The organism is Gelidibacter sp. F63206 (assembly GCF_023015735.1).
In genome coordinates this window covers 1-25,000 of the sequence record NZ_JALKAU010000056.1, presented here as the reverse complement: position 1 = coordinate 25,000, position 25,000 = coordinate 1, and the positions used below count along the sequence as shown (strand labels likewise).

At 39.1% G+C, this 25,000-nt stretch carries 22 protein-coding genes, 3 tRNA genes and 2 rRNA genes (1 of these 27 cut by a window edge); 10 read left to right on the top strand and 17 right to left on the bottom strand.

Features of this window, described 5'->3' with window-relative positions; translation table 11 throughout:
* The 4 genes from MWU32_RS02660 to MWU32_RS02645 form a co-directional block, all read right to left on the bottom strand.
* A 23S ribosomal RNA gene (locus tag MWU32_RS02660) occupies positions 1 to 773 on the bottom strand; it reaches 2,071 nt to the left of the window's first position.
* A 220-nt stretch (positions 774 to 993) separates the two neighbouring features.
* Positions 994 to 1,067, bottom strand: a tRNA-Ala gene (locus tag MWU32_RS02655).
* Between the two features lie 79 nt (positions 1,068 to 1,146).
* Positions 1,147 to 1,220: transfer RNA gene (locus tag MWU32_RS02650), tRNA-Ile, on the bottom strand.
* Positions 1,221 to 1,423: 203 nt separating this feature from the next.
* Positions 1,424 to 2,946 (bottom strand): 16S ribosomal RNA (locus MWU32_RS02645).
* Together the 16S and 23S rRNA genes with 2 tRNA genes alongside form the textbook arrangement of a ribosomal RNA operon.
* Before the next feature lie 927 nt (positions 2,947 to 3,873).
* Between MWU32_RS02645 and thrS the strand changes: the two genes are divergently transcribed.
* The 4 genes from thrS (at position 3,874) to rplT (ending at position 7,183) form a co-directional block, all read left to right on the top strand.
* On the top strand, positions 3,874 to 5,817 hold the full coding sequence (gene thrS, locus MWU32_RS02640) for a threonine--tRNA ligase (RefSeq protein WP_246937537.1): 1,944 nt from the start codon (positions 3,874 to 3,876) through the stop codon (positions 5,815 to 5,817).
* 32 nt (positions 5,818 to 5,849) lie between these two features.
* Entirely contained in the window at positions 5,850 to 6,401 is a 552-nt protein-coding gene (gene infC, locus MWU32_RS02635) for a translation initiation factor IF-3 (RefSeq protein ID WP_205334789.1), read from the top strand.
* A gap of 99 nt (positions 6,402 to 6,500) precedes the next feature.
* Entirely contained in the window at positions 6,501 to 6,698 is a 198-nt protein-coding gene (gene rpmI / locus MWU32_RS02630; RefSeq protein WP_208234980.1) for a 50S ribosomal protein L35, read from the top strand.
* Positions 6,699 to 6,835: 137 nt separating this feature from the next.
* The gene (gene rplT / locus MWU32_RS02625; RefSeq protein ID WP_246937535.1) at positions 6,836 to 7,183 is read left to right on the top strand and encodes a 50S ribosomal protein L20; all 348 of its coding nucleotides are present in this window, start codon (positions 6,836 to 6,838) and stop codon (positions 7,181 to 7,183) included.
* Positions 7,184 to 7,477: 294 nt separating this feature from the next.
* On the opposite strand, the gene MWU32_RS02620 is transcribed toward rplT, so the two are convergent.
* The 10 genes from MWU32_RS02620 to tgt form a co-directional block, all read right to left on the bottom strand.
* On the bottom strand, positions 7,478 to 8,059 hold the full coding sequence (locus MWU32_RS02620; RefSeq protein WP_246937533.1) for a GNAT family N-acetyltransferase: 582 nt from the start codon (positions 8,057 to 8,059) through the stop codon (positions 7,478 to 7,480).
* Positions 8,040 to 9,116, bottom strand: coding sequence for an adenylate/guanylate cyclase domain-containing protein (locus MWU32_RS02615; RefSeq protein WP_246937531.1), 1,077 nt, complete (start codon positions 9,114 to 9,116; stop codon positions 8,040 to 8,042). The genes MWU32_RS02620 and MWU32_RS02615 overlap by 20 nt, the downstream gene beginning before the upstream one ends.
* A gap of 19 nt (positions 9,117 to 9,135) precedes the next feature.
* Positions 9,136 to 9,405: an EF-hand domain-containing protein gene (locus MWU32_RS02610; RefSeq protein ID WP_246937529.1), complete on the bottom strand. Its 270-nt coding sequence runs from the start codon at positions 9,403 to 9,405 to the stop codon at positions 9,136 to 9,138.
* A gap of 235 nt (positions 9,406 to 9,640) precedes the next feature.
* A complete protein-coding gene (locus MWU32_RS02605; protein ID WP_317235145.1) occupies positions 9,641 to 10,825 on the bottom strand; it encodes an asparagine synthetase B in 1,185 nt (394 codons plus the stop codon).
* A 224-nt stretch (positions 10,826 to 11,049) separates the two neighbouring features.
* A complete protein-coding gene (locus MWU32_RS02600) occupies positions 11,050 to 12,078 on the bottom strand; it encodes an AI-2E family transporter (RefSeq protein ID WP_246937525.1) in 1,029 nt (342 codons plus the stop codon).
* Positions 12,079 to 12,150: 72 nt separating this feature from the next.
* Positions 12,151 to 13,698, bottom strand: a complete 1,548-nt coding sequence (gene dnaB / locus MWU32_RS02595) for a replicative DNA helicase (RefSeq protein WP_246937523.1) — start codon at positions 13,696 to 13,698, stop codon at positions 12,151 to 12,153.
* A 170-nt stretch (positions 13,699 to 13,868) separates the two neighbouring features.
* Positions 13,869 to 14,819, bottom strand: coding sequence for an acetyl-CoA carboxylase carboxyltransferase subunit alpha (locus tag MWU32_RS02590; protein WP_246937521.1), 951 nt, complete (start codon positions 14,817 to 14,819; stop codon positions 13,869 to 13,871).
* Positions 14,820 to 14,966: 147 nt separating this feature from the next.
* Complete coding sequence (locus tag MWU32_RS02585; RefSeq protein ID WP_246937519.1) at positions 14,967 to 15,872, bottom strand: DMT family transporter; 906 nt, start codon at positions 15,870 to 15,872, stop codon at positions 14,967 to 14,969.
* Complete coding sequence (locus MWU32_RS02580; protein WP_262914701.1) at positions 15,859 to 16,935, bottom strand: LptF/LptG family permease; 1,077 nt, start codon at positions 16,933 to 16,935, stop codon at positions 15,859 to 15,861. The genes MWU32_RS02585 and MWU32_RS02580 overlap by 14 nt, the downstream gene beginning before the upstream one ends.
* A gap of 130 nt (positions 16,936 to 17,065) precedes the next feature.
* Complete coding sequence (gene tgt, locus MWU32_RS02575; RefSeq protein ID WP_246937517.1) at positions 17,066 to 18,196, bottom strand: tRNA guanosine(34) transglycosylase Tgt; 1,131 nt, start codon at positions 18,194 to 18,196, stop codon at positions 17,066 to 17,068.
* Positions 18,197 to 18,512: 316 nt separating this feature from the next.
* Between tgt and MWU32_RS02570 the strand changes: the two genes are divergently transcribed.
* The 3 genes from MWU32_RS02570 (at position 18,513) to MWU32_RS02560 (ending at position 21,240) form a co-directional block, all read left to right on the top strand.
* Positions 18,513 to 19,358: a transketolase gene (locus MWU32_RS02570; protein WP_246937515.1), complete on the top strand. Its 846-nt coding sequence runs from the start codon at positions 18,513 to 18,515 to the stop codon at positions 19,356 to 19,358.
* A gap of 104 nt (positions 19,359 to 19,462) precedes the next feature.
* A complete protein-coding gene (locus MWU32_RS02565; RefSeq protein WP_246937514.1) occupies positions 19,463 to 20,419 on the top strand; it encodes a transketolase family protein in 957 nt (318 codons plus the stop codon).
* A gap of 197 nt (positions 20,420 to 20,616) precedes the next feature.
* Complete coding sequence (locus MWU32_RS02560; RefSeq protein WP_246937512.1) at positions 20,617 to 21,240, top strand: outer membrane beta-barrel protein; 624 nt, start codon at positions 20,617 to 20,619, stop codon at positions 21,238 to 21,240.
* A gap of 71 nt (positions 21,241 to 21,311) precedes the next feature.
* Here the strand turns inward: MWU32_RS02560 and MWU32_RS02555 are convergent, their stop codons facing one another.
* Complete coding sequence (locus tag MWU32_RS02555; protein WP_246937509.1) at positions 21,312 to 22,358, bottom strand: FKBP-type peptidyl-prolyl cis-trans isomerase; 1,047 nt, start codon at positions 22,356 to 22,358, stop codon at positions 21,312 to 21,314.
* A gap of 174 nt (positions 22,359 to 22,532) precedes the next feature.
* Between MWU32_RS02555 and MWU32_RS02550 the strand changes: the two genes are divergently transcribed.
* Both MWU32_RS02550 and MWU32_RS02545 read left to right on the top strand, forming a co-directional pair.
* On the top strand, positions 22,533 to 22,910 hold the full coding sequence (locus tag MWU32_RS02550; protein WP_246937507.1) for an RNA-binding S4 domain-containing protein: 378 nt from the start codon (positions 22,533 to 22,535) through the stop codon (positions 22,908 to 22,910).
* A gap of 41 nt (positions 22,911 to 22,951) precedes the next feature.
* A complete protein-coding gene (locus MWU32_RS02545; RefSeq protein ID WP_246937505.1) occupies positions 22,952 to 23,455 on the top strand; it encodes a phosphoribosyltransferase family protein in 504 nt (167 codons plus the stop codon).
* Here MWU32_RS02545 and MWU32_RS02540 read toward each other — a convergent pair.
* Positions 23,447 to 23,965: a shikimate kinase gene (locus tag MWU32_RS02540; RefSeq protein ID WP_246937503.1), complete on the bottom strand. Its 519-nt coding sequence runs from the start codon at positions 23,963 to 23,965 to the stop codon at positions 23,447 to 23,449. The two genes, MWU32_RS02545 and MWU32_RS02540, sit on opposite strands and share 9 nt — an antisense overlap.
* 125 nt (positions 23,966 to 24,090) lie before the next feature.
* Between MWU32_RS02540 and MWU32_RS02535 the strand changes: the two genes are divergently transcribed.
* Positions 24,091 to 24,163: transfer RNA gene (locus MWU32_RS02535), tRNA-Lys, on the top strand.
* Positions 24,164 to 24,269: 106 nt separating this feature from the next.
* On the opposite strand, the gene MWU32_RS02530 is transcribed toward MWU32_RS02535, so the two are convergent.
* Positions 24,270 to 24,671 carry a DUF262 domain-containing protein gene (locus tag MWU32_RS02530; protein WP_246937501.1) on the bottom strand — a complete coding sequence of 134 codons (402 nt, stop codon included), beginning with the start codon at positions 24,669 to 24,671 and terminating at the stop codon, positions 24,270 to 24,272.
* Positions 24,672 to 25,000 lie beyond the last annotated feature (329 nt).

Sequence of the window (25,000 nt, the reverse complement as noted above, 5' to 3'; positions counted from 1 at the left end):
CGGTTCGGTCCTCCATTTAGTGTTACCTAAACTTCAACCTGCCCATGGGTAGATCACACGGTTTCGCGTCTACCACTACCAACTAAAGCGCCCTGTTCAGACTCGCTTTCGCTACGGATCCGTGGCTTAACCACTTAACCTCGCTGGCAACGGTAACTCGTAGGCTCATTATGCAAAAGGCACGCCGTCATCCCGATGAATCGGGACTCCGACCGCTTGTAAGCGTATGGTTTCAGGTTCTCTTTCACTCCCTTATTCAGGGTTCTTTTCACCTTTCCCTCACGGTACTGGTTCACTATCGGTCTCTCAGGAGTATTTAGCCTTAACGGATGGTCCCGCCAAATTCATACAGGGTTTCACGTGCCCCGCACTACTCAGGATACCACTATCTAAGCATTACTTACCCATACCGGGCTATCACCGTCTATGGCCACGCTTTCCAACGTGTTCTAGTTCATCATGCTTCGAATGTCGTGGTCCTACAACCCCGATACCGCCTTAACGGTACCGGTTTGGGCTAATCCGCGTTCGCTCGCCACTACTTACGGAATCACTTTTGTTTTCTTCTCCTCCGGGTACTTAGATGTTTCAGTTCTCCGGGTTTGCTTCCCGATAAATCGGGATACCATATCTTCAATATGGTGGGTTGCCCCATTCGGATATCTGCGGATCGATCTGTATGTGCCAGTCCCCGCAGCTTTTCGCAGCTTATCACGTCCTTCATCGCCTCTGAGAGCCTAGGCATTCCCCATACGCTCTTATGTAGCTTATTGTACTTTTTGTCTTTTAATGAGTTTGCAGTCATCCCTTAGCTCGTAAACCAGGAACGACCACGTGTTACTTGATACATCCCGAAGGATATATCCGTAATATTTTTTATGTATCTTTTTTCAATATGTCAATGAACGTTTTCCTTGAGAGAAAAGAACAGAGAAAATAGAGCATAGACCAAGTCTATTGTCTTTTTTCTTTATTCTATCTTCTCAGAGATAGTGGAGAATATCGGAGTCGAACCGATGACCTCCTGCGTGCAAGGCAGGCGCTCTAGCCAGCTGAGCTAATCCCCCGTTTGAATTCAGAACTTTGAATTCAGAACCTTGAATTATGAATCCCAACTTCCAGAATTTCCTTTTCCATAGTAGTTAGTAGTCTCAGGCAGACTCGAACTGCCGACCTCTACATTATCAGTGTAGCGCTCTAACCAGCTGAGCTATGAGACTGACTTAGGCCCTTAACCCCCTGAACGGGAACTGCCAACGGCAATTGCCCTAAAGAGCGCTGCGCTCCCCGTCCGAACGTGCCTTTCCGGCGCGGGCGGGTAACCAGCTGAGCTATGAGACTCTACTATAGTATATCATTAAATCAACAGCGGGAGAACAAAACATCCCTTTTCCAATATCATTCCATGGCCGTCTTTCTCTAGAAAGGAGGTGTTCCAGCCGCACCTTCCGGTACGGCTACCTTGTTACGACTTAGCCCTAGTTACCAATTTTACCCTAGGCCGCTCCTTGCGGTGACGGACTTCAGGTACTCCCAGCTTCCATGGCTTGACGGGCGGTGTGTACAAGGCCCGGGAACGTATTCACCGCAGCATGGCTGATCTGCGATTACTAGCGATTCCAGCTTCACGGAGTCGAGTTGCAGACTCCGATCCGAACTGTGATGGGGTTTGTAGATTCGCTCCTGGTCACCCAGTGGCTGCTCTCTGTCCCCACCATTGTAGCACGTGTGTAGCCCAGGACGTAAGGGCCGTGATGATTTGACGTCATCCCCACCTTCCTCACAGTTTGCACTGGCAGTCTTGCTAGAGTTCCCGACATTACTCGCTGGCAACTAACAACAGGGGTTGCGCTCGTTATAGGACTTAACCTGACACCTCACGGCACGAGCTGACGACAACCATGCAGCACCTTGTGGATTGCCCGAAGGAAAGACCGTCTCTGGTCCTGTCAATCCACATTTAAGCCCTGGTAAGGTTCCTCGCGTATCATCGAATTAAACCACATGCTCCACCGCTTGTGCGGGCCCCCGTCAATTCCTTTGAGTTTCATTCTTGCGAACGTACTCCCCAGGTGGGATACTTATCACTTTCGCTTAGTCACCCATCCGCCAGGCGGACGGACAACTAGTATCCATCGTTTACGGCGTGGACTACCGGGGTATCTAATCCCGTTCGCTCCCCACGCTTTCGTCCATCAGTGTCAATACATTGTTAGTGATCTGCCTTCGCAATCGGTATTCTATGTGATATCTATGCATTTCACCGCTACACCACATATTCTAACCACTTCACAATGATTCAAGACAACCAGTATCAAAGGCAATTCTACAGTTGAGCTGCAGGATTTCACCTCTGACTTAATCGTCCACCTACGGACCCTTTAAACCCAATGATTCCGGATAACGCTTGGATCCTCCGTATTACCGCGGCTGCTGGCACGGAGTTAGCCGATCCTTATTCCTACAGTACCGTCAAGTCCCGACACGTCGGGATGTTTCTTCCTGTATAAAAGCAGTTTACAACCCATAGGGCCGTCTTCCTGCACGCGGCATGGCTGGATCAGGCTTGCGCCCATTGTCCAATATTCCTCACTGCTGCCTCCCGTAGGAGTCTGGTCCGTGTCTCAGTACCAGTGTGGGGGATCCCCCTCTCAGGGCCCCTATCTATCGCTGTCTTGGGGTGCCGTTACCACTCCAACTAACTAATAGAACGCATGCCCATCTCTTACCCATAAATGTTTAATGCACAACCAATGCCGGTCGTGCATACTATGCGGTATTAATCCAAATTTCTCTGGGCTATCCCACTGTAAAAGGTAGGTTGCATACGCGTTACTCACCCGTGCGCCACTCTCATTATCAGCAAGCTGATAAATCCCGTTCGACTTGCATGTGTTAGGCCTGCCGCTAGCGTTCATCCTGAGCCAGGATCAAACTCTTCATCGTTGTTCTTTTAGAGTGCCGAGGCACTCAGTACTTTTCAACGACCAAAGGAAATCCAATTCTTGGTACTCAAAATGGCTTGTTCTCTTTTTTTGTGCAAAGCACCGTTTCCAATGCTTCGCTACGCTGTCAATCCAATATGTTAATGAACTTGTTTCTCTTTTTCCTCAGCGAACCCAATCGCTAAGCGGGTGCAAATATACAACCCTTTTTTAGATCCACACAATGTTTTTGAAAGTTTTTTTTGAAAGTTTTTTTCACACTCCAATCAACCCCTAAAAACACCATTCCAATGAACCCTCTGCCGCTGCCAACGTTGCCGTTTTTTGCGGCTGCAAACATACAACCTTTTTCCGATCCGCAAAACATTTTATCGAAAATATTTTGCTTTCTTTTTCCAAGGATGTAAATGAACTCTTTCCCTGCCCTCGGATCCATGGGACCCTCGTTTGCGGGGTGCAAATATACAACCCTTTTTCCCTTACCGACAAAATAAAATCGAACTTTTTTTCAACTATTTTTCTTCCCGCTGGAAATGAACGCCTTAGGCCGCAGGGAAACCATGGCGGCCAATGGCCAGGGAGGCGCGGACGGGCCCCGCGTTAGCGATGGAGCCCTTGCCTGAACTCTTTTGCGGACGCCAAAGCGGCCGGAAAAAGTGAGGGGCGAGAGCGCGGTGGGCTGCCCCTTCGGCAGAACAAACGCCCAAAAACCAAACAAACCAGCTCTCCTATATATAGGACACTATGACTTGTTTTATATAATTCATCAAAACACTCATATATATAAGGAGGAAGCAAATCAATGATTACTTCAAACTCCCCTACTCTTCGCAACGTTTTATTACCGATAATATTTATACCTCTATATATATTGTATGAAAGTATTTAACATCTTATCTTTGTCATCCTAAATTAGTACAAGAGATATATGATTGATATAACGCTACCAGACGGAACTGTTAAACCGTTTGAGAATAATGCAACACCAATGGATGTTGCCAAAAGCATAAGTGAAGGGTTGGCCAGAAATGTTATTTCTGCAAGTTTCAATGGGGCTACTGTAGAGACGCACACCCCATTGATCACAGATGGCGCATTGGTATTGTATACCTGGAATGACAAAGAAGGCAAAAAGGCTTTTTGGCATTCATCCGCTCACGTTTTGGCCCAGGCACTTGAAGAGTTATATCCTGGCGTCAAACTTACTATTGGTCCTGCTATTGAGAATGGCTTTTACTATGATGTGGATTTAGGGGATCAAACGATTTCTGACAAGGACTTTAAGACTATTGAAGATAAGATGCTGGAGATTGCCAGAGGAAAACACGACTTTAATTTACGATCAGTATCAAAAGCCGATGCCTTATCATTATATAAGTCTCAAAACAATGAATACAAAGTAGAGCTGATTGAAAACCTCGAAGATGGCACAATCACTTTTTGCGATCATTCAACATTTACCGATTTATGTAGAGGTGGACATATTCCGAATACTTCGATTATCAAAGCGGTCAAAATCATGTCGGTTGCTGGTGCGTATTGGAGAGGTGATGAAAACAATAAGCAACTAACGCGGGTTTACGGGATTTCATTTCCAAAGCAAAAGGATTTGACCGAATATCTTCACTTACTTGAGGAGGCAAAAAAACGCGATCACAGAAAATTGGGCAGAGAGCTAGAATTGTTTACTTTCTCAACTAAAGTGGGTCAAGGTTTACCTTTGTGGTTACCAAAAGGTGCCGCTTTAAGAGAGCGACTTGAGAATTTCTTAAAGAAAGCACAGAAGAAAGCGGGGTATCAAATGGTGGTCACTCCTCATATTGGACAGAAGGAGCTTTATATTACTTCTGGACATTATGAAAAATACGGCGCTGATAGTTTTCAGCCCATTCTGACTCCCAATGAAGGTGAAGAATTCTTATTGAAACCTATGAATTGCCCTCATCATTGCGAGATCTATAATGCCAAACCATTTTCTTACAAAGAACTTCCTATACGCTACGCTGAGTTTGGAACGGTTTACCGTTATGAACAGAGTGGCGAATTGCACGGTTTGACACGTGTAAGAGGCTTTACCCAAGATGATGCGCATATTTTTTGTACGCCAGATCAGTTGGATAAAGAGTTTAAGGATGTTATTGACTTGGTTCTTTATGTGTTTGGTTCTTTAGGATTTGAAAACTTTAAGGCGCAGGTATCATTAAGAGATCCAAATACGCCTGAAAAATATATAGGTAGTGATGAAAACTGGGAGAAAGCCGAAGCTGCCATCCTTAATGCAGCGATAGACAAAGGCTTGGACTATGTGGTAGAAACAGGTGAAGCTGCTTTTTACGGTCCTAAGTTGGATTTTATGGTGAAAGATGCTCTGGGAAGAAACTGGCAATTAGGCACGATTCAAGTAGATTATAACCTACCTGAACGATTTGATCTTACCTATAAAGGTAGTGATAATGAATTGCACAGACCCGTCATGATTCATCGCGCACCTTTTGGAAGTATGGAGCGTTTTGTGGCGATTTTGTTAGAGCACACCGGTGGAAATTTCCCACTTTGGCTCATGCCAACTCAAGCAATAGTGCTGTCAATTAGTGAAAAATATGAAAAATACGCCGAAAAAGTTTTAAATGTGCTAGAAAATAACGAAATTCGCGCCCTCGCAGATAATAGAAATGAGACTATTGGCAAGAAAATCCGTGAAGCGGAAATGGCTAAAATCCCATACATGATTATCGTTGGCGAGCAAGAAGAAAATAAAGATATGATAACCGTACGACAACATGGCGGAGAAGATTTAGGCATGATAAGTGCAGTAGACTTCGCAAAGGTTGTTGAAAATGAGGTGAAAAAGACATTAAAAACCTTTAAATAGAAAAATTAAGTTTAACTAAAAACATATAAGCCATAGCAATTCGTAGAAACAGAGGTAGCTTCAGAAGAACTGAAAAAGAGGAGCAACATAAAATTAACAGAAATATTAGAGCCGAAAACGTAAGACTTGTTGGAGATAATGTTGAAACCGGGGTATACACCACTAAACAAGCTTTGGCCATTGCCGAAGAACAGGGTGTTGATTTGGTTGAGATATCGCCTAAAGCTGATCCGCCCGTTTGTAAGGTGATGGATTACAAGAAGTTTCTTTATGAGCAAAAGAAACGCGACAAGTCATTAAAGTCCAAAGCGACCAAAGTTGTTGTTAAAGAAATCCGTTTTGGACCTCAGACAGATGATCACGATTACGAATTCAAAAAGAAACACGCAGAAAAGTTCCTAAAGGAAGGCGCAAAACTAAAAGCTTTTGTGTTTTTTAAAGGTCGTTCTATTGTGTTTAAAGAACAAGGGCAAATATTACTATTGAAACTAGCCCAAGATCTTGAAGAATATGGTAAAGTTGAACAAATGCCAAGACTAGAAGGAAAGCGTATGACGATGTTCATAGCCCCTAAAAAGAAGTAGCTTCGACAAGCTCAGCTACCAAAAATCAATGATAAATAACGCACCATATAAGGGTGTTTGAAGATAATAAGCGAAAAGTAAATTAAAATTTAGGAGAAAATGCCGAAAATGAAAACAGTATCTAGTGCTAAGAAACGTTTTAAAGTAACGGGCACTGGGAAGATTAAAAGAAAGCACGCTTTTAAGAGTCATATCTTGACCAAAAAATCTAAAAAGCGTAAGAAAGCCTTAACTAAAATGACTTTAGTTCACGAGGCCGATATGAACAATGTTAAAATCATGTTGCGTTTAAAGTAACTCGATTTTAATCGGTTAAAATAAATTATAAACCCTGGAGTTAGGCTCAATGATTAACGATTGCAAATTTTCGATTTGTGAAGTTAATAAGACAAAGTGTCAGTAATAGACCGCCTACTACAAAAAAAAATTAAGAAATGCCAAGATCAGTAAATTCAGTAGCAAAAAGAGCCAGAAGAAAAAAGGTTCTTAAACAAGCAAAGGGATACTTTGGAAGACGTAAAAACGTTTGGACAGTAGCCAAAAATGCGGTTGACAAAGCGATGTTATATTCGTATAGAGACCGTAGGGTAAAGAAAAGAAATTTCCGTTCATTATGGATTACGCGTATCAACGCAGCAGCCAGATTACACGGAATGTCTTATTCAAAATTCATGGGAGGAATCAAAGCTAACAATATCGCATTGAACCGTAAGGTTCTTGCAGATTTAGCAATGAACCATCCAGATGCTTTTGAAGCCATTGCCAAAAAAATAAAAAAATAGGCGTTTCGCCAAAATAACAAACACAATTCGCTTATAAAAAATCCGATTCTTAATTGAATCGGATTTTTTTTTGAACTGCAGAAAGTCTGTATTTTAATTCAAAACGGATTCCTGTCCAAACATAGATGGGATACGCATGTTTCACGACGATTCAATAGCAATCAATTTTAAATTCGTTTAGCAATACTACACTAATAAAATGATGCTGTAGAGGAGAGAAAGAGTTATCGTAAAAGTAAACCCTCCTTTCTATCTTGCGGAATTTCAATTACCGATACTACAATCCAAAGCTAATCAACCTTGCTCGTCTATCCAGTCGCTTTTTTCAATTATATATCGTCTAACCCTACAATGACGTTCTTGGTTGAAAAACTCCTTCATAGGTTTCATGAATTTTTCCAAAATTTTTGCCGAACCAATATTTTTAGTATTGACGTCGGCTGCGACCCTGTCAACATTCAAGCTGTTAAAATAATGATCTATCATTCCTTTTGCAATTTCGGTTCCGTATCCTTTTCCCCAATAATTTGATCTAAAACGATAGCCTAGCTCTTTATCGTTTTCATCATTGGTTAAAAACAGACAGAGCCCAATCATCTCAGGATTACCTTTTTCAAAGATTCCACATGTATATTTCGACCTACTTAGATCACTCCATTTTAAATTCAGATTGTCATAGAATTTATCTAATATCTGACTTTCGGAAAGTCTTGCTTGAGGAATTGGGTTTATAATTTCAGGGTCAGAAAGCAGTTCAATATAATTGATCTTGTCTCTACTTTTTAAACCCCTAACCACTAACCTTTTTGTTTCAAAAATTTCCAATCTCCAATCAACTTTGATTAAATTCGTATAGCTATTTTTTATGAATAGCATAAATTTTGAGTTCCTCCGTTTTGCCTTCCAATAATTCATCTCCTAAAGAAATAGCTTCGTATTTATTGTTCAAATTCAGCTTTTTGAATAGTTCATCAGAGATGAGCAAGGATTCATTATACTCATTGCATTTCTCTTGTATTCGAGATGTAGAATTAATGACATCACCATGATAGGCAAGTTCCTTTTTTACGGTGCCAACCTCGGCAATAATGATTTTTCCAGTATGCAGTCCAGCTTTAAACTCTGGCTGAACCCCATACTTTTTTTGGTAGTATCTGGTATGTCTTTTCAACTTTCTATCAAAGTCAAAGAACAGTCTGATGCAATTCAATTTTCTAATACCCCGATTAGGCCTCCAACTCAACACGGCCTCATCACCTACATATTGGTAAATTTCCGCATCATATTTATTAATAATCTTATTTAGATAAAAGAAACAATCCTGAATAAGTTGGCTGTATTTTAGATGTCCTAATTCCTCAGCATGTGCTGTGGAAGATTTTAAATCCAAAAACATGAATATCCGTTCCACTTCTCGCGGATTTCTATATCTGCCAATGAGCATTTTAAAGATGATGCCCTTTCCAAACTTATCATTGGCCAATCGCAAAAACGAAAACAACAAAGAACAAATAATGAAATAAGCAGTGACCATCCAAAATATTTTATTGGAAATCCACCATCCCCTGTGATTTGGGAAATTGATATTGAGATAATCTTCAGCCAAAAAAGCCATAATACTCAATGAGAAAATAAGAAATATCAGATAAATAAGCGATTTGATAAGCAGGATCAAGCCCAGGTTTAAAGCTTTTGATAGAAATTTATCAAAAATGTATTCAACTATCGTATAAACAATAGCGACCATAATTCCTAAAGCCACTCCAAATAAAAGATATTCAGCAACCGGATATACCTTGCTGGCGTCAATAGCCTCCACCTGCTCTTGCTCTCTGCCCAAATATCTAATGAGGATAAAAAGACAAAATGCAAACGACCAATATAAAACGGATGCGAAGAATAGCTTGAAAAATTGTTTAATATAATATAGCATGCGCGGTGGATGTTAGCACTTATTTCTTAATTTCATCAATGGCTGCCTTAAACTCTTGCCAATCGACCAATCCATCGCCATCCTTATCATAACCTTCAATAAGCTTACTGGTCACCAAACCTCTTATCAGGCCGCTAATTTCTGCCTTCTTAAGTAGCTGAGCGATTTCTTTTTTGGAAAGTTTACCATCCTTGTCGTTATCAAAAAATGCAAATGCTTCCTCAGGTGTCTTGAAACTGTTAGAAATAAGGATTTGAATTTTATTAAGTATAGTTTCCTTAGTAGACATAATTTGATTTTTTTTAAAAGTAAGAAATAATACGGTTCTATAAGTGCTCATTTGACAACAATAGGCGCTGCCTGAGTGAGAGTTTATTATCGTATCACTGAAAGAAGGTTTTTAAAACAGGTAATTCTCGTGGTAAATCTGAAAACGGCTTTACTGTGAATAAAGGGCAATATCTCTAAACGAAATGTAAAAACGTCCATATATGAACTCCGATCTCAACAAAAACGTTCTTCTATTAGGTCTTCTGTTTTTTCTTTTTAGCAGCAGGAAACAAGACATTATTTAAAATCAATCGGTAACCTGGGGATGTAGGATGTAGCTCCAACTCAGTCTTTGGGTCGCCAACTTTGTGCGTATAGTCTTCAGGATCGTGTCCGCCATAAAATGTAAAAAAGCCTTTTCCTTTGATCCCATGGATGTATTTAGCTTCGCCATTGGTTTTATTTTCACCCATAATTAGAACGTTCGATTTGATTTCTTCTCTCGTAAAAGAAGTCGTCTGTCCCATAAAACCTTTTACCAAAGCTGTATGATTTTGACATAACATGGTAGGAATGGGATCCCATTTAGCGGAATAGTCCATGAGTGTAAAGTAATCAGTTAACATAGGAATTTGACGTTTGGAAGTCATATCAATGGACGAAAACTCATAAATATTAGGATTTCTTTCCAAAATAAAATCCTTAAATGCGAAGGTTTTACTATAATCGATTTTGCTTTGATAATTCGGATCACTAGGGTCGCCATCAAACATCGGCTCACAAATATCAACACCTTCTGCCGACAAGGCAATGTCAAAACTGTCGGTGGCACTGCACATGGCAAACATAAATCCGCCACCAACCACATAATCTCTAATTTTCAGGGCCACTGCCAATTTTTGTTCCGACACCTTCGCATAACCTAGTTTGGCCGCCAATGCTTCGGCTTGTCTTTTTTCTTCAATATACCAAGCAGCCGATTTGTAGGTTCTATAAAACTTGCCATATTGTCCGGTAAAATCTTCATGGTGGAGATGCAGCCAATCGTAAAGCACTAACCCATCATTCAATACTTCTTCGTCGTAAATAGTTTCGTAAGGTATTTCGGCATAGGTCAACACTAAAGTCACGGCGTCATCCCATGGTGGATTCCCCTTGGGAGAATAGACGGCAATTTTAGGAGCTTTTTCCAATACCACGGATTCCATATTTTGCGAAGGGCTGTCAATAAACTCCAAAATTTCCTCGGTTTTCGCATCTGAAATCACTTCGAATGAAATACCTCTAATCTGACATTCTCTACGAATTTCTTCAAGGTCGGGCAACAAGAACGATCCTCCCCTATAATTGAGCAGCCATTTCACTTTCAATTGTTTTTCGAGTGTCCAATAGGTCATACCGTACGCTTTAAGATGGTTTTTTTGACCTTCAGCATCCATAGGAATAAGAATGTACGAGGCAAAGGATTGCACACTTACAAGAATAAAAAATAGGATACAAACTGCTTTTTTCAAAATAAATGAAGATTGTGGTTCGATGTGATAAATTGATCATGATGACTAATCGCACCTCTATTTAAAGGAAGTGGTTTTTATCAATGGAAAGATAAACAAAAATAAAGCGTCCCTAAAATGCTTTAAGAAAATATTGGATAAATCCCACCTTAAAATTCCTCATTCTTGCCCGAAAGCAGACTTGCTACAATTTTAGTACTTGGAAATTGTTCCAGAATAATTTTCAAGAAAACCGTTATTGGGATGGACATGATCATTCCTGCAATTCCCCAAATATAGCCCCAGAACATCAACATCACCAAAACGGCTATAATATTGATGGAAAAGGATTTTCCCATAAATATAGGTTCCAAAATTGACCCGAAAGTAACCTGGACTAACGAGATGGCCAGAATAAAGAAGAACAAGGTGCTTGATGGATCCAATTCCACAAAGGCAAAAATAGTTAAACTAATCACCGCAATAAACGATCCGATCATTTGCACAAAATTAATCACAAAGGCAAATAGTCCCCAGAAAATTGGAAAACTCACATCAAAATACACACAGGCGAGACCGGTAAAGATTCCCGTCCCCAAACTTACCAGAAACTTCACCTTTATGAAAGTGATCAAATCATTTTCAATTTTAAGGAAGGTTTTGACCGCAGTATGTTTTCGTTTCAACAAAGTGACATGTAGTAATTTTTGGACATTGATGGATTCGGCCAGCCAAAGCACGGTAAAGAAAGCAGTTGTCAGGGCCATGCTAATGAATCTCCCCATAGAGCCTACAACAGAGCCAATATTTTTGGTCTCCGCCAATTGAGCCATGATACTTCCATTTTTCCCCAATTGGACACCAAAAAACGTTTCCAATGAGTCTTTTAGGCCTCTAATCTTGCCTTCAGCTTCCTTGAAAAAGGTGCTGTCAGATGACATAATTTGTTTACTGGACAGATGTATCAATTCTACGGTAATTGCCAGACCCAACAAAATAAGAAGAATCACAATAAAAATACTGAGATATTTTGGCACACCTTTTTTCCCCAACCAACGCATCAAGGGTAAAAACAAGAGCGCTATAAACATGGAGAATACCAATGGAATAAAGATGAACGATAGGATTTTTAGCAAATAAAAAACCAAAGGCACAACAATAACCAGCAATAATAAATTTGTCGTACGTCTTTTATCCATGGGTAAAATTCTAATTATCAGCTTGCAAAGATAATCTTAAACTCTTAAAGAAATTAAAGAAAAGTTAAGGTTTTAGAATGGCACATCATTATCGTCGACATCATCCATTGAAGGTGGATCAAATGCATCTGATGCCGAAGGGAAATTACCAGACTTAAAGGTATTGTCATTGGCCGCCGCATTCATTTTGGAATGGAATTCGCCAAATGGTGTGTCAAAATCATCAAGGTTATCAAACTTACCAAGATGTCCAACAAACTTCAACCTGATATTCTCCAAGCCACCATTTCTATGTTTGGCTACAATGAATTCCGCTTGACCTTCCGTAGGAGAACGCTCTTCATCATCCCACTCGTCAATTTTGTAGTATTCGGGTCTATAGATAAACGATACAATATCCGCATCCTGTTCAATTGCTCCTGATTCACGTAAATCAGATAATAATGGCCTTTTACTGCCGCCACGGGTCTCTACCGCTCGAGATAGTTGTGAGAGGGCAATTACGGGAAGGCTCAATTCCTTTGCCAAAGCTTTGAGGTTACGGGAGATAGTAGAAATTTCCTGCTCCCTGTTTCCGCCTTTCTGGCTTCCGCCAGCAGTCATCAATTGAAGATAATCGATAATGATCATTTTAATGCCGTATTGTGACGCTAAACGACGTGCTTTTGCACGCAAATCAAAAATAGAAAGTGACGGGGTATCATCAATAAACAAAGGTGCTTTCTCTAAAGCTTTCACCTTAACATTTAACTGTTCCCATTCGTGCTTCTCAAGTTTCCCTGTTCGCAATTTTTCAGAAGAGAGACCTGTTTCACTAGAGATCAAACGGGTGATCAACTGCACTGAAGCCATCTCTAATGAGAAAAACGCCACCGGAATATTATGCTCAACCGCGATATTTCGAGCCATGGAAAGGGTCAAGGCTGTTTTACCCATCCCTGGACGAGCTGCCACAATGATCAAATCGCTCTCTTGCCATCCCGAGGTTAATTTATCCAATTTATCAAAGCCTGATGGAATACCGCTCAAGCCCTCCTTATTGGAAATATCTTCAATTTTCTTTTTCGCTTGAATAACCAAACTTTGGGCAGTTTCCGTAGATTTCTTGATATTTCCTTGGGTCACTTCATAAAGCTTTGCCTCCGCTTGGTCCAATAAATCAAAAACATCTTTAGTTTCATCGTAAGCCTCTTCAATAATTTCATTAGAAATCTTGATCAGACTACGCTGTATGAATTTTTGGAGAATAATCCTTGCATGAAACTCAATATGTGCCGAGGAAGACACGCGTTGGGTCAAAGAAATCAAATAAAAATCGCCACCTACCAATTCCAACTTTGCATCTTTCTTGAGTTGGCTAGAAACGGTTAATAAATCGACAGGTTCACTGTTTTCAAATAATTTGAAAATAGCCTCAAAGATGTGTTTGTGAGCATCTTTATAGAATGCTTCTGGGCTTAAAATATCGATAACTTCATCTACCCCTTTTTTATCAATCATCATAGCCCCGAGAACAACCTCTTCTAAATCAAGAGCTTGTGGCGGAATTTTTCCTTTTTCTAAGCTAATAATCGTGCTTTTGTCCACTTTATAGCCTTGTATTTGATTTGGTTGTTTCATGAATACGAAAGTAAATAATTTGTAAAGAAAGAAGCCATTTAATTGCACTTCAATCTTAACAGGTCATCAACAATATAACTGTTGATAACTTTATAATATTGTTAATAAGGCCAAAAAAAACCGAAGCCATTAACTTCAGTTTTGATTTTGGTTAAGGTATTGGGGGATTATTATTTATAGACCCCCATATTAGCATATTTATCCATGCGTTTTTGTACCAATTCTTTTGGTGATAAGTTTTTAAGCTCATCATAAGATTTTTCGATTGCTTTTCTGACGGCTAAAAAGGCTTCCTCTCGATTGGTATGTGCACCGCCCAATGGCTCTTTGATAATATCGTCTACCAATTTCATTTTTTTCATATCTGGAGCGGTAAGTTTTAAGGCTTCTGCCGCCTGTTCCTTATACTCCCAACTGCGCCATAGGATTGACGAACAGGATTCAGGAGAAATTACAGAATACCAGGTGTTTTCCATCATCAGCACACGGTCTCCAACACCAATACCCAAAGCTCCACCAGAAGCACCTTCACCAATAATTACACAAATGATTGGCACTTTTAAACGGGTCATTTCTAAAATATTTCTTGCAATGGCCTCTCCTTGTCCACGTTCTTCAGCTTCCAATCCAGGATAAGCACCAGGGGTGTCAATTAAAGTCACTACCGGAATTTTAAATTTCTCAGCAGATTTCATCAAGCGTAAAGCCTTTCGGTAACCTTCAGGATTTGACATTCCAAAATTGCGATACTGTCTGGTTTTGGTGTTATACCCCTTTTGTTGGCCAATAAGCATATAAGACTGATCGCCAATCTTACCTAATCCGCCAATCATGGCTTTATCATCCTTTACATTTCTATCTCCATGCAACTCCAAAAAAGATTCGCCACACAAGGCCCTGATATGATCTAAAGTATAAGGTCTATTTGGATGACGCGATAATTGAACACGTTGCCACGCGGTTAGATTTTTATAGATATCTTTCTTTGTAGCGAGGAGCTTCTTCTCAATTTGTTCACAAGTTTGAGTCACGTCAACATCACTCTCTTCACCAATCACTCGGCATTTTGACAACTGATCCTCTAGTTCTTTTATGGGAAGCTCAAATTCTAAATACTCCATAGAAATTTAAGTTTTAATTATTAGTTAGCCTACAAACCTACGTAATTTTTTCCGTTCAGGTAAAACTACAATATGAAAAAATAGGTATTTATTGGATGACCCTACAAAGGTACGGATAATCAAAGCAACTCTTAAAGATTAATCGATTTAGTGTGTTTTTCGTTTCCTTGCCCTATAGGAATTCACATTTTTTAACACGGCATCCATCATGACAGACAGCAATACTAAACAAGCGCCATAGTAAAACTGAGGTTCCATGGTTTCTGTTTCAGGAAATAACAGCAAGGCCAAAGCTATTCCATAAACAGGCTCCAGATTATAAGAAAGCACCACTGTATATGGACTGATAAATTTCATTACTTTAACCACTCCAATAAATGCATAGGCCGTACAGACAGACGCCAATAAAAAAAGAAACACCCAATCTGACGCAGAAAGCGTGAAAAATTTGATGTCAAATCCTCCTTTAAATAATAGGATAAAAAGCGTCAAGAATGCGACCCCACTAACAAACTCATAAAAGGAGATGACCGTTGCGGAATATTTCCGTATAAAAGTGCCATTAATAACTGCAAATAAACTGGACAATAAGGCCGAAACAACCCCAAGAATGATACCATTGATATATCTCAACTCGCCATGAGTGATTAGAAAGACGCCAAGAACGACAATTACCCCAAGAATAATTTCATACCATACAATTCGTCTTTTATATAAGAAAGGTTCAATAAAAGAAGCAAAAAAAGCTCCCGTAGAAAACATTGCGAGTGCAATGGAAATATTGGATTGCTTGATTGCTTCAAAAAAAGTAATCCAATGTAACGAGACGATGACTCCTGCCGCAAGAAATTTCAGCATCGTTCGCTTATCGATCTTTAATTTGACCTTTTTGAACTTGATATAAAGAAACATGAGTAATCCTGCCATCAACATTCTATACCACACTAATGGGATAGAACCTATAGTGATCAACTCGCCTAAAATAGCAGTAAAACCAGCGATGAAAACTAAAATATGAAGGTGCAGGTAATTCTTGAGCTTAGCGTTTTGCATTGTAGAGGAGAAAGATAGCTAAAATACCAAAAACCAAATTTGGAAGCCATGCGGCGATTATTGGAGAAAAATCAGATTGTTCGGCCAATACGCCAAAAACCTTATCAAAAAAGACATAAACCATGGCAGTTGTAATACCAAAAGCCAAGTTAAAACCCATCCCTCCTCTTCGCTTAATGGAAGATACGGCTACAGCAATAATGGTCAGAATAAAAACGGAAACAGGTAAACTCCATTTTTTATATTTTACAATTTCATAGCGACCAATATTTGAAGAGCCCCGAGCCTTCTCCTTATCTATAAATTCTACCAATTCAGAGTAAGGTTTTGTTTCGGCAATATAATTGACTGGCATTAAATCTTCCAAATCAAAAGGAAATACAGTATCCATCCTACGTTGTGATTCGATGATATCGCCTTTATCTGTGATGTTCCGTTTGTAATAGTTGAACAATTTATAAGTGCTATCTACTTCCGAATAGACTATTGAATTCGCAAAAATTTTATATTTAAGTTCATTTCCCTCTATATGCTCTAAAGTAAAATTATAGCCTCTTTTTTGAACCTTATCAAAACTGCTCACAAATATTATATCAGTATCATTGATCTGCCTAAAAATGTTTTGACCTGGATCTTGATGCCTAGCACTTTTCAAATATTTATAGGTGAATTCGTTAAACCCTTGACTTGCGATAGGTGCCAAATAAAACCCCAAGATCATGGCAAATAAAGAAACAATGGTTGCACCGATAATGTATGGCCTAAGAAAACGCGAAAAGGAAACACCTGAGCTTAAAAAAGCGACAATTTCTGTGTTGTTGGCCAATTTTGAGGTAAACCAAATAACGGATAGAAATAAAAATATGGGAAACAAAAGATTGGCAAAGTAAATCGTAAAATTAAGATAGTACAGGGCCACTTCTCCAAACGGTACTTTATTCTCTAAAATTTTACCAATTTTTTCAGCAAGATTGACTGTAATTCCGATGGGAATAAACAGCAATAGCATCATCAAGAATGTGAAGAGATATCGTTTTAATATGTACCAATCAAGGATTTTCAAGGTCTGTTGCTATTGGTTATTGTTATTAGTTATTTTTTATTCCTATTCTTTATTCCTAAAGACAATTTATTACGTGTTAAATTGTTAATCCTGATTTTGAACCCTAAACTCTATACTCTGAACTCTGAACTCACAACCGTTTATCCATCTGCTTCACCATCATATCTTTCCATGCTCTAAAATCTCCTGCTAAGATATGTTTTCTGGCTTCCCTGACCAACCACAAATAAAATCCGAGGTTGTGAATCGTGGCAATCTGCATGGCCAAACGCTCATTGACGCTAAACAAATGACGCAAATAAGCTTTGGAATATTCAGTGTCCACATAGGTCATAGCCATCTCATCCAAAGGAGAAAAATCAGCTTCCCATTTCTTGTTTTTGATATTGATCGATCCGTGAGCAGTAAAGAGCATGCCGTTTCTGGCATTACGCGTAGGCATGACGCAATCAAACATATCCACACCTAACGCAATATTTTCAAGAATATTGATTGGGGTACCAACGCCCATTAAGTACCGTGGTTTATCCTCTGGAAGGATATCACAGACCACTTCGGTCATGGCATACATTTCTTCAGCTGGTTCTCCTACTGACAATCCGCCAATGGCATTCCCGACGGCCCCAGCGTTAGCAATGTATTCGGCCGATTGCATGCGTAAATCTTTATAGGTACTACCTTGGACAATCGGGAAAAAGCTTTGTTCGTAGCCATATTTGAACGGAAGCTTCTCCAAATGGTTGATGCATCTGTCCAACCAGCGATGGGTCATGTGCATGGATCTTTTGGCATAATTATAATCGCATGGATAAGGCGTGCATTCATCGAATGCCATAATAATATCGGCACCAATGGTTCGTTGGATTTCCATCACATTCTCTGGTGTAAACGTATGGTAACTGCCATCAATATGCGATTTAAACTTAACACCTTCCTCCTTGATTTTCCTGTTTGCAGATAATGAATACACTTGATATCCACCAGAATCCGTCAAAATATTACGGTCCCAATTGATAAACTTATGCAAGCCTCCAGCCTGTTCTAAAATTTTCGTTTGCGGACGCAAATACAAATGATAGGTATTGCCCAAGATGACATCCGCATTAATATCATTTTTAAGTTCTCGTTGGTGTACGCCTTTTACGGAACCAACCGTACCTACCGGCATAAAAATAGGCGTTTCAATAACCCCATGATCTGTAGTAAGCGCTCCTGCCCTCGCCTTGCTCTGAGGGTCTTTTCCTTTTAATTCAAATTTCATACGTGGCAAACCTACATCTTTTTTAATTCAAATTGAAAATTTTCAAGCTGAAGGAAGATGTTGTTATATTTTAAAAATTGTATTAGGCTGGCAAAGATAAACAATGCCGCAATTAAGATAAGGACCTCTTGTTAAAAGTTTCAAAAATCTAACCTGTTCATAAATTTTCAAATGGATTTCGGTCAAAAAAGTTCGATAAATATCAGATATGTAATTGTTAGCAAAACAGCAACATTCGTTAATAAGTGCGCCAATTTGCACTTTGTTTCGGGGGTTAAAAAGACTACTTTTGCAGCGTAAAACTAACTTTTAGAAAATGTCAAACACACAACAATTAGAAGATTTAACAACACAGGTACGCAGAGATATTCTCCGTATGGTACACAAGGTGAATTCTGGACATCCAGGAGGCTCATTAGGTTGCGCAGAATTTTTTGTAGCGCTTTATAATGAGATCATGGATAGAAAGGACACCTTTGATATGGATGGAATAGGTGAAGATCTGTTCTTCCTTTCAAACGGTCACATCTCCCCTGTATTTTACAGCGTATTGTCAAGAGCAGGCTATTTTCCTGTAGAGGAATTAAATACGTTCCGATTGATTGATTCCCGTTTACAAGGGCACCCAACCACGCATGAAGGATTACCTGGGGTTCGTGTAGCTTCTGGTTCATTGGGCCAAGGTATGTCTGTGGCCATCGGTGCTGCACAGGCAAAAAAACTAAACAATGATTCGCATTTAATCTACAGCTTACACGGCGATGGCGAGCTTCAGGAGGGCCAAAATTGGGAAGCGATCATGTATGCTGCGGGAAATAAGGTGGACAACCTTATCTCTACCATAGATCTTAACGGACAGCAGATTGATGGATCCACAGATGATGTTTTGCCAATGGGCAGTCTTAAAAATAAATTTGAGGCCTTTGGTTGGACTGTTGTAGAAATAGAACAAGGCAACAATATAGAAGCCATCTTAAAAGGTATGGCGATTGCCAAATCAAAGACAGGACAAGGAAAACCTGTTTGTGTCCTTTTAAAAACAGTTATGGGCAATGGTGTTGATTTTATGATGCACACCCACGCATGGCATGGAAAAGCACCAAACGATGAGCAATTGGCCATCGGATTGGAACAGAATGCGGAGACGTTGGGGGATTATTAAAGTCCACACCTAACCTCCCCAAAGGGGAGGAATTGGTTCAGTTAAATAATTATAAATAATATTAAAACATAAAAGTCCCTCCTTTGGAGGGATTTAGGGAGGATATGAAAACATACACAAATACAGGAAATAAAGACACACGTTCAGGATTTGGAGCGGGATTGACAGAATTGGGACAAACCAACGATAAAGTTGTTGCGCTTTGTGCCGATTTGATTGGCTCGTTAAAAATGGACGATTTTAAAAAGAACCATCCAGAGCGTTTCTTTCAAGTAGGAATAGCCGAAGCCAATATGATCGGAATGGCTGCTGGCCTTACCATTGGTGGAAAAATTCCTTTTACGGGAACTTTCGCCAACTTTTCAACCGGTCGTGTTTACGATCAAATTAGACAAAGTGTGGCCTATTCGGGCAAAAACGTCAAGATATGTGCCTCGCATGCAGGTTTGACACTTGGTGAAGATGGCGCAACTCACCAAATTTTAGAAGATATCGGATTGATGAAGATGTTGCCGGGAATGACCGTCATCAATACCTGCGACTACAACCAAACAAAAGCGGCCACGATCGCCATTGCAGAGCATCAAGGTCCAGTCTATTTGCGTTTTGGACGCCCTTCAGTACCTAATTTCACTGCAGAAGACCAAAAATTCGAAATTGGAAAAGCAGTACAATTAACGGAAGGCAAAGATGTGACCATCGTTGCTACTGGTCATTTGGTTTGGGAAGCTCTTGAAGCTGCAAAAACTCTAAACGAGCAAGGCATTTCAGCGGAAGTCATCAACATCCACACCATCAAACCTTTGGATGATGAAGCTATTCTAAAATCAGTCAAAAAAACCGGATGTGTGGTTACTGCTGAAGAACACAACTATCTTGGCGGATTAGGCGAGAGCGTTGCTCGTGTTTTGACGTTGAACCATCCAACACCACAAGAATTTGTGGCTACACAAGATACTTTTGGAGAATCTGGAACGCCAGCGCAGTTAATGGAAAAATATGGCTTAAACAGTGCTTCTATCATTAAAGCAGCTCAAAAAGTAATCCAGAGAAAAAAATAAATGGATTGCTAATTGAGTTCACTTTTAGAGCGATAATTACATCTCATCAACACATTAATATCGATATTGGGCTTTCTTTAATTCAATTTAAAGAGAGCCCTTTATTTTTACGGATAAATTAAAAACTCATTACCAAAATAAATCGTGTTTGGCAGCGTTTTTGATTATATCGAACATCAAACTTAAAAACAATTAATATGAAAATCTTAAAAAAATTTCAAGAACAGTTCAAAAGTAAACATGGCATGAGGAGGAATTTGGTATTGGCAGGTTTTGCCATAGCAGCATTTACCTTTTCCACTACTGCCCAAAATGGCGACGGATTTGGAATCAAAGCAGGTTTAAACTATAACGGGAATGGCGATTACTTCGAATCGATAGAGGCCAACGCCAAAAGTCCTGACAAAAACGTTGGATTCCATGTGGGCTTATACGGTAAAATTGGAGATCGATTTTATTTTAAGCCAGAATTGGTCTATACCCAAACCAAGAGCGAGTACAGTAACGATGCTTTTAAGATGAAAAAAATAGATGCTCCAATGTTATTTGGTGTGAAAATTTTAGGACCTGTCAGTGTTTTTGCAGGCCCATCATTACAATACATTATCGACTCTGAATTTGAGGGTATTACTATTAACGACATTGAGAATGACTTTACCGTCGGTCTTAATTTTGGTATCGGACTTAATTTCAACGGATTTGGAATTGATTTAAGATACGAAAAAGGTTTGAGCGAGAACCAAGCTACTTTTGGTATCCCTGAAAGCAGGATTGATACCAGACCTGAACAATTGATCTTAGGCATATCGTTTGCTCTATAACAACAAAAAAGGCTATCGCAAAACCGATAGCTTTTTTTTATCTATACCTGTACTATCAGGATTTGATTGATTTATTCATTAGCACTATAATCTATTTTAACATCATCTTGTAGATGATCAAAGACCTCATTATTATCAGAATCTACATACTTCAAGGTCTTAATGGTGATGATTCCATCGGTCTCAACACGACTTCTTAAAAACTCATGCTCTGCAAGCACTGGTTCTTCTTCGCCGATATTCGTATCGACTGTATAAGTCTGCCTCGTCATTTCATTCTTGGTCAATACACGGTCGCCATCATCGTCCGGATCCAAAAAGTTTGGAATACCATCACCATCGGTATCGTCGTCATATAGGTTCTTATTGCCATTCAAATCTTCCATATAGGAAGGAATGCCATCACCATCGTGATCCAGAACCTCAGATTGGTATAATTCAAACGTAAAGATCAAATTGGAATAAGCCGGAATACTGCCTTTAGGCTCACTATAATAACCCAGTCCGGAAGGCAAGAACATGATGCCAAGACCATAATTAGTATACGTTACCGTGCCGTCACCGTTTTCAACGAATCCCTCAGATGTTTTGAACTCCGGAATAACCTCCCTCCATCCAGGGATTAAGGTCATTAGATCAAACTCTATTGGGGTAACGGTGCCGTCAAAAGATGTTCCATTTGGAAGAAGTCCAGTGTAATTCATTCTCACATTATCTGAGAAATTCGGATTTACGCCACCCCCTTCATTAAGCTCTAAAATATAAAATTGATATTCTACATCTAAATATGTTGTTGTTTTAGGATTGTCAATATCCACGGCAACACTCAACATTTGGTTGTAATCAGGATCTGGCATATCCAAATAGTTGCCATTGTCGTCTTTTGGCAATTCCGTTATTATAATCTCAGAAATACTATGATCATCTGACCCTAAAAAGTTACCACGGTTGTAATAGTGGGTTTTCAAATACTTCTGCAAGGAGTCAAAGTCTGCAACCTGTTGCTCGGTACGATCTCTTTCTGGAATCAGATCAATAGAATTGTCATCATCTTTATTACAAGAGGACAATAGGGCTAAAAAACATAAAGTTGAGAGGACGTAGGTTTTTAATTTCATCAATTTAATTTTATTCATTTTCAAAAGCAAAACACAATACACTTAAAAATCATTACATTGAGCAAACAAAAAAGGCTGGCAAAGAATGATTCAATATTGCTTATTTTTGCCGGCAAGATACGATAATATAATATGTTTGCACAACAACATTAACGTAGATTTAAAAATTAAAATATGCGAATCGATAAATTTCTTTGGTGTGTCCGATACTATAAAACACGCACCCTTGCCACAGAAGCTTGCAAAAAAGGACATATCAAAATTAACGGACAGGCAGTCAAACCCAGCCGGGAAGTTTATGCCACCGACAAGGTAGAATTACGCAAAAACCAAATCAATTATCAACTTATCGTCAACGATATTCCCCCAAGTCGTGTTGGCGCAAAACTAGTGGACATTTACATAAAGGATACGACGCCAAAAGAAGCCTTTGAAGCACAGGAACTCTTAAAATTTTCAAAAGATTATTATCGAAAAAAAGGGACAGGCCGGCCTACCAAAAAAGACCGACGCGATATTGATGATTTTTATGAGACCAATGATGACGATTAAAAAGAACGCTTTATTTATCTTTGAAAAAATATGAACCACAAATGACAACGTCAAAACAAACCATTCTAAGCCATCAGGAAATCAACCATAAAATAAGACGTATTGCCTATCAGATTTATGAGAGCAATGTGGATGGCACTGAAGTTATTTTAGCAGGAATTGATTCCAATGGCTATATCCTTGCAGAAAAACTGAAATCCAATTTGGATAAGATCTCCGATTTAAAATCGGTGTTGTGCAGGGTCACCATTGATAAGAAGAACCCCCTCACTCCTATTTCCACTTCGGTTGCTGCGGCAGATTATAAGAATAAATCCATTGTACTTATTGACGACGTTCTCAACTCTGGGAGCACGTTAATCTATGGTGTAAAACATTTTCTGGATGTTCCGTTACAACAATTCAAAACGGCGGTACTTGTCAATAGGAACCATAAGAAATTCCCAGTGAAAGCCGATTTTAAGGGTATTTCCCTTTCCACTTCACTACATGAGCATGTAGAAGTCATTTTAACCGGGAAAGCCTATGAAGCCTATTTAAAATAAATTGGCTACAATTTCTTTCGCAATCGTCTCAATATTTTTACCATCCGTGACGACGGTTTGATTGCTCTGATTGTAATAAAAAGAACGTTCAAAAAGATGTTTCCCAATAAACTCGGTCAACTCTTCATCTGATTTAAGATGTGCTATCAAGGGGCGCTGTGCTTTTTCTGGATTCAATCTTTTGACAAGATTTGGGATAGAGCTCTTAAGATAAATACTGCGTGCTCCCTCAGCCTCTAAAATGGTATCCATATTGTTGCCATAACATGGTGTCCCACCCCCAAGTGACAGGACGGTATCCTTCAGCTGTAAGACCTCCTGCAAATATAAATGTTCTTTTTTCCTGAAATAGATTTCTCCTTTGGTTTCGAAAATCTGAGCTATGCTCAATTTCTCTTTTTCTTCAAGATAATCATCCAAATCGATAAAGTTGAAATTGACCATTTCTGATAGTTTCTTACCTACTGAAGATTTTCCAGACCCCATATATCCAATTAAAACAATACTCATAAAACAGCTTATAAATTGATTCTTAAAAACATAGCCAATGGCTTGGCAAAAAAACAAAAAATTTTTCAAAAAAAGGGTTTGAATATTAATAAAACCTTTTATATTTGCACCCTCATTGAAGAAATGACTCGATAGCTCAGTTGGTAGAGCATAACACTTTTAATGTTAGGGTCCTGGGTTCGAGCCCCAGTCGGGTCACTGGTAGAGATACCAATTAAGAACAAAACCTTGCTAATCGTATGATTTGCAAGGTTTTTTGATTTTTACCAGTTTAAATGATATCATATTATATCATTTAATTAGTTCACAATTCGTCAACATAGGTTTTAAAATCGTCAACATTCGTCAACATGTCAAAAATGTGACTTATATTTATACTCATACAGTATCTAGTTGATTTGACAATAAGAGATTGTATAAATATTACAACAGTTGTTAGCCTCTGTTGTCCATCAACAATATGATAAGGTGTATAACCCCGATCTTTTATTAACCAACCTTCATTATTCCAGTGTTTCCAAATTTCTTCATCCACTTTTTTCAAAGTTAACACTCCAGTGTAGTGCATTTTATCAGAAGGTAGATTATTAATATCTTCCCAAAAATCTTTTAATTGTTTTGTTGACCATGCATAACCTCTTTGATAATCTGGGATTTTAAAAATCCCATCTTTGAAAATCTTATTTAATGACTCCAGTTCTTTCATTAGTAATTCTATAATTGATTTAATAAATGCTGGAAAAAATCATATCGAGCTCTTCCAAAAAATTGTTTATAAATATCAGTCCCTAGGGTTTAGCTCTTGTCATTATTGCAGTAATAACAAACCAAATGGCAATTGTCATCTGAATATGTTCCAAAAGGGTCGTTTCTGTCAATTTCTAAATTTAACCCTCTTAATCCTCCGCCACGCACACGACTGCCTTGCAATATTTTATTATTAACCTGAGTTCGATTAAAAAAGGACGAGTTGATCTGTTTTTACGGTATGATATTTAATACTTGGCTTTTTTGGCAAGAAACTATAGGCTATCA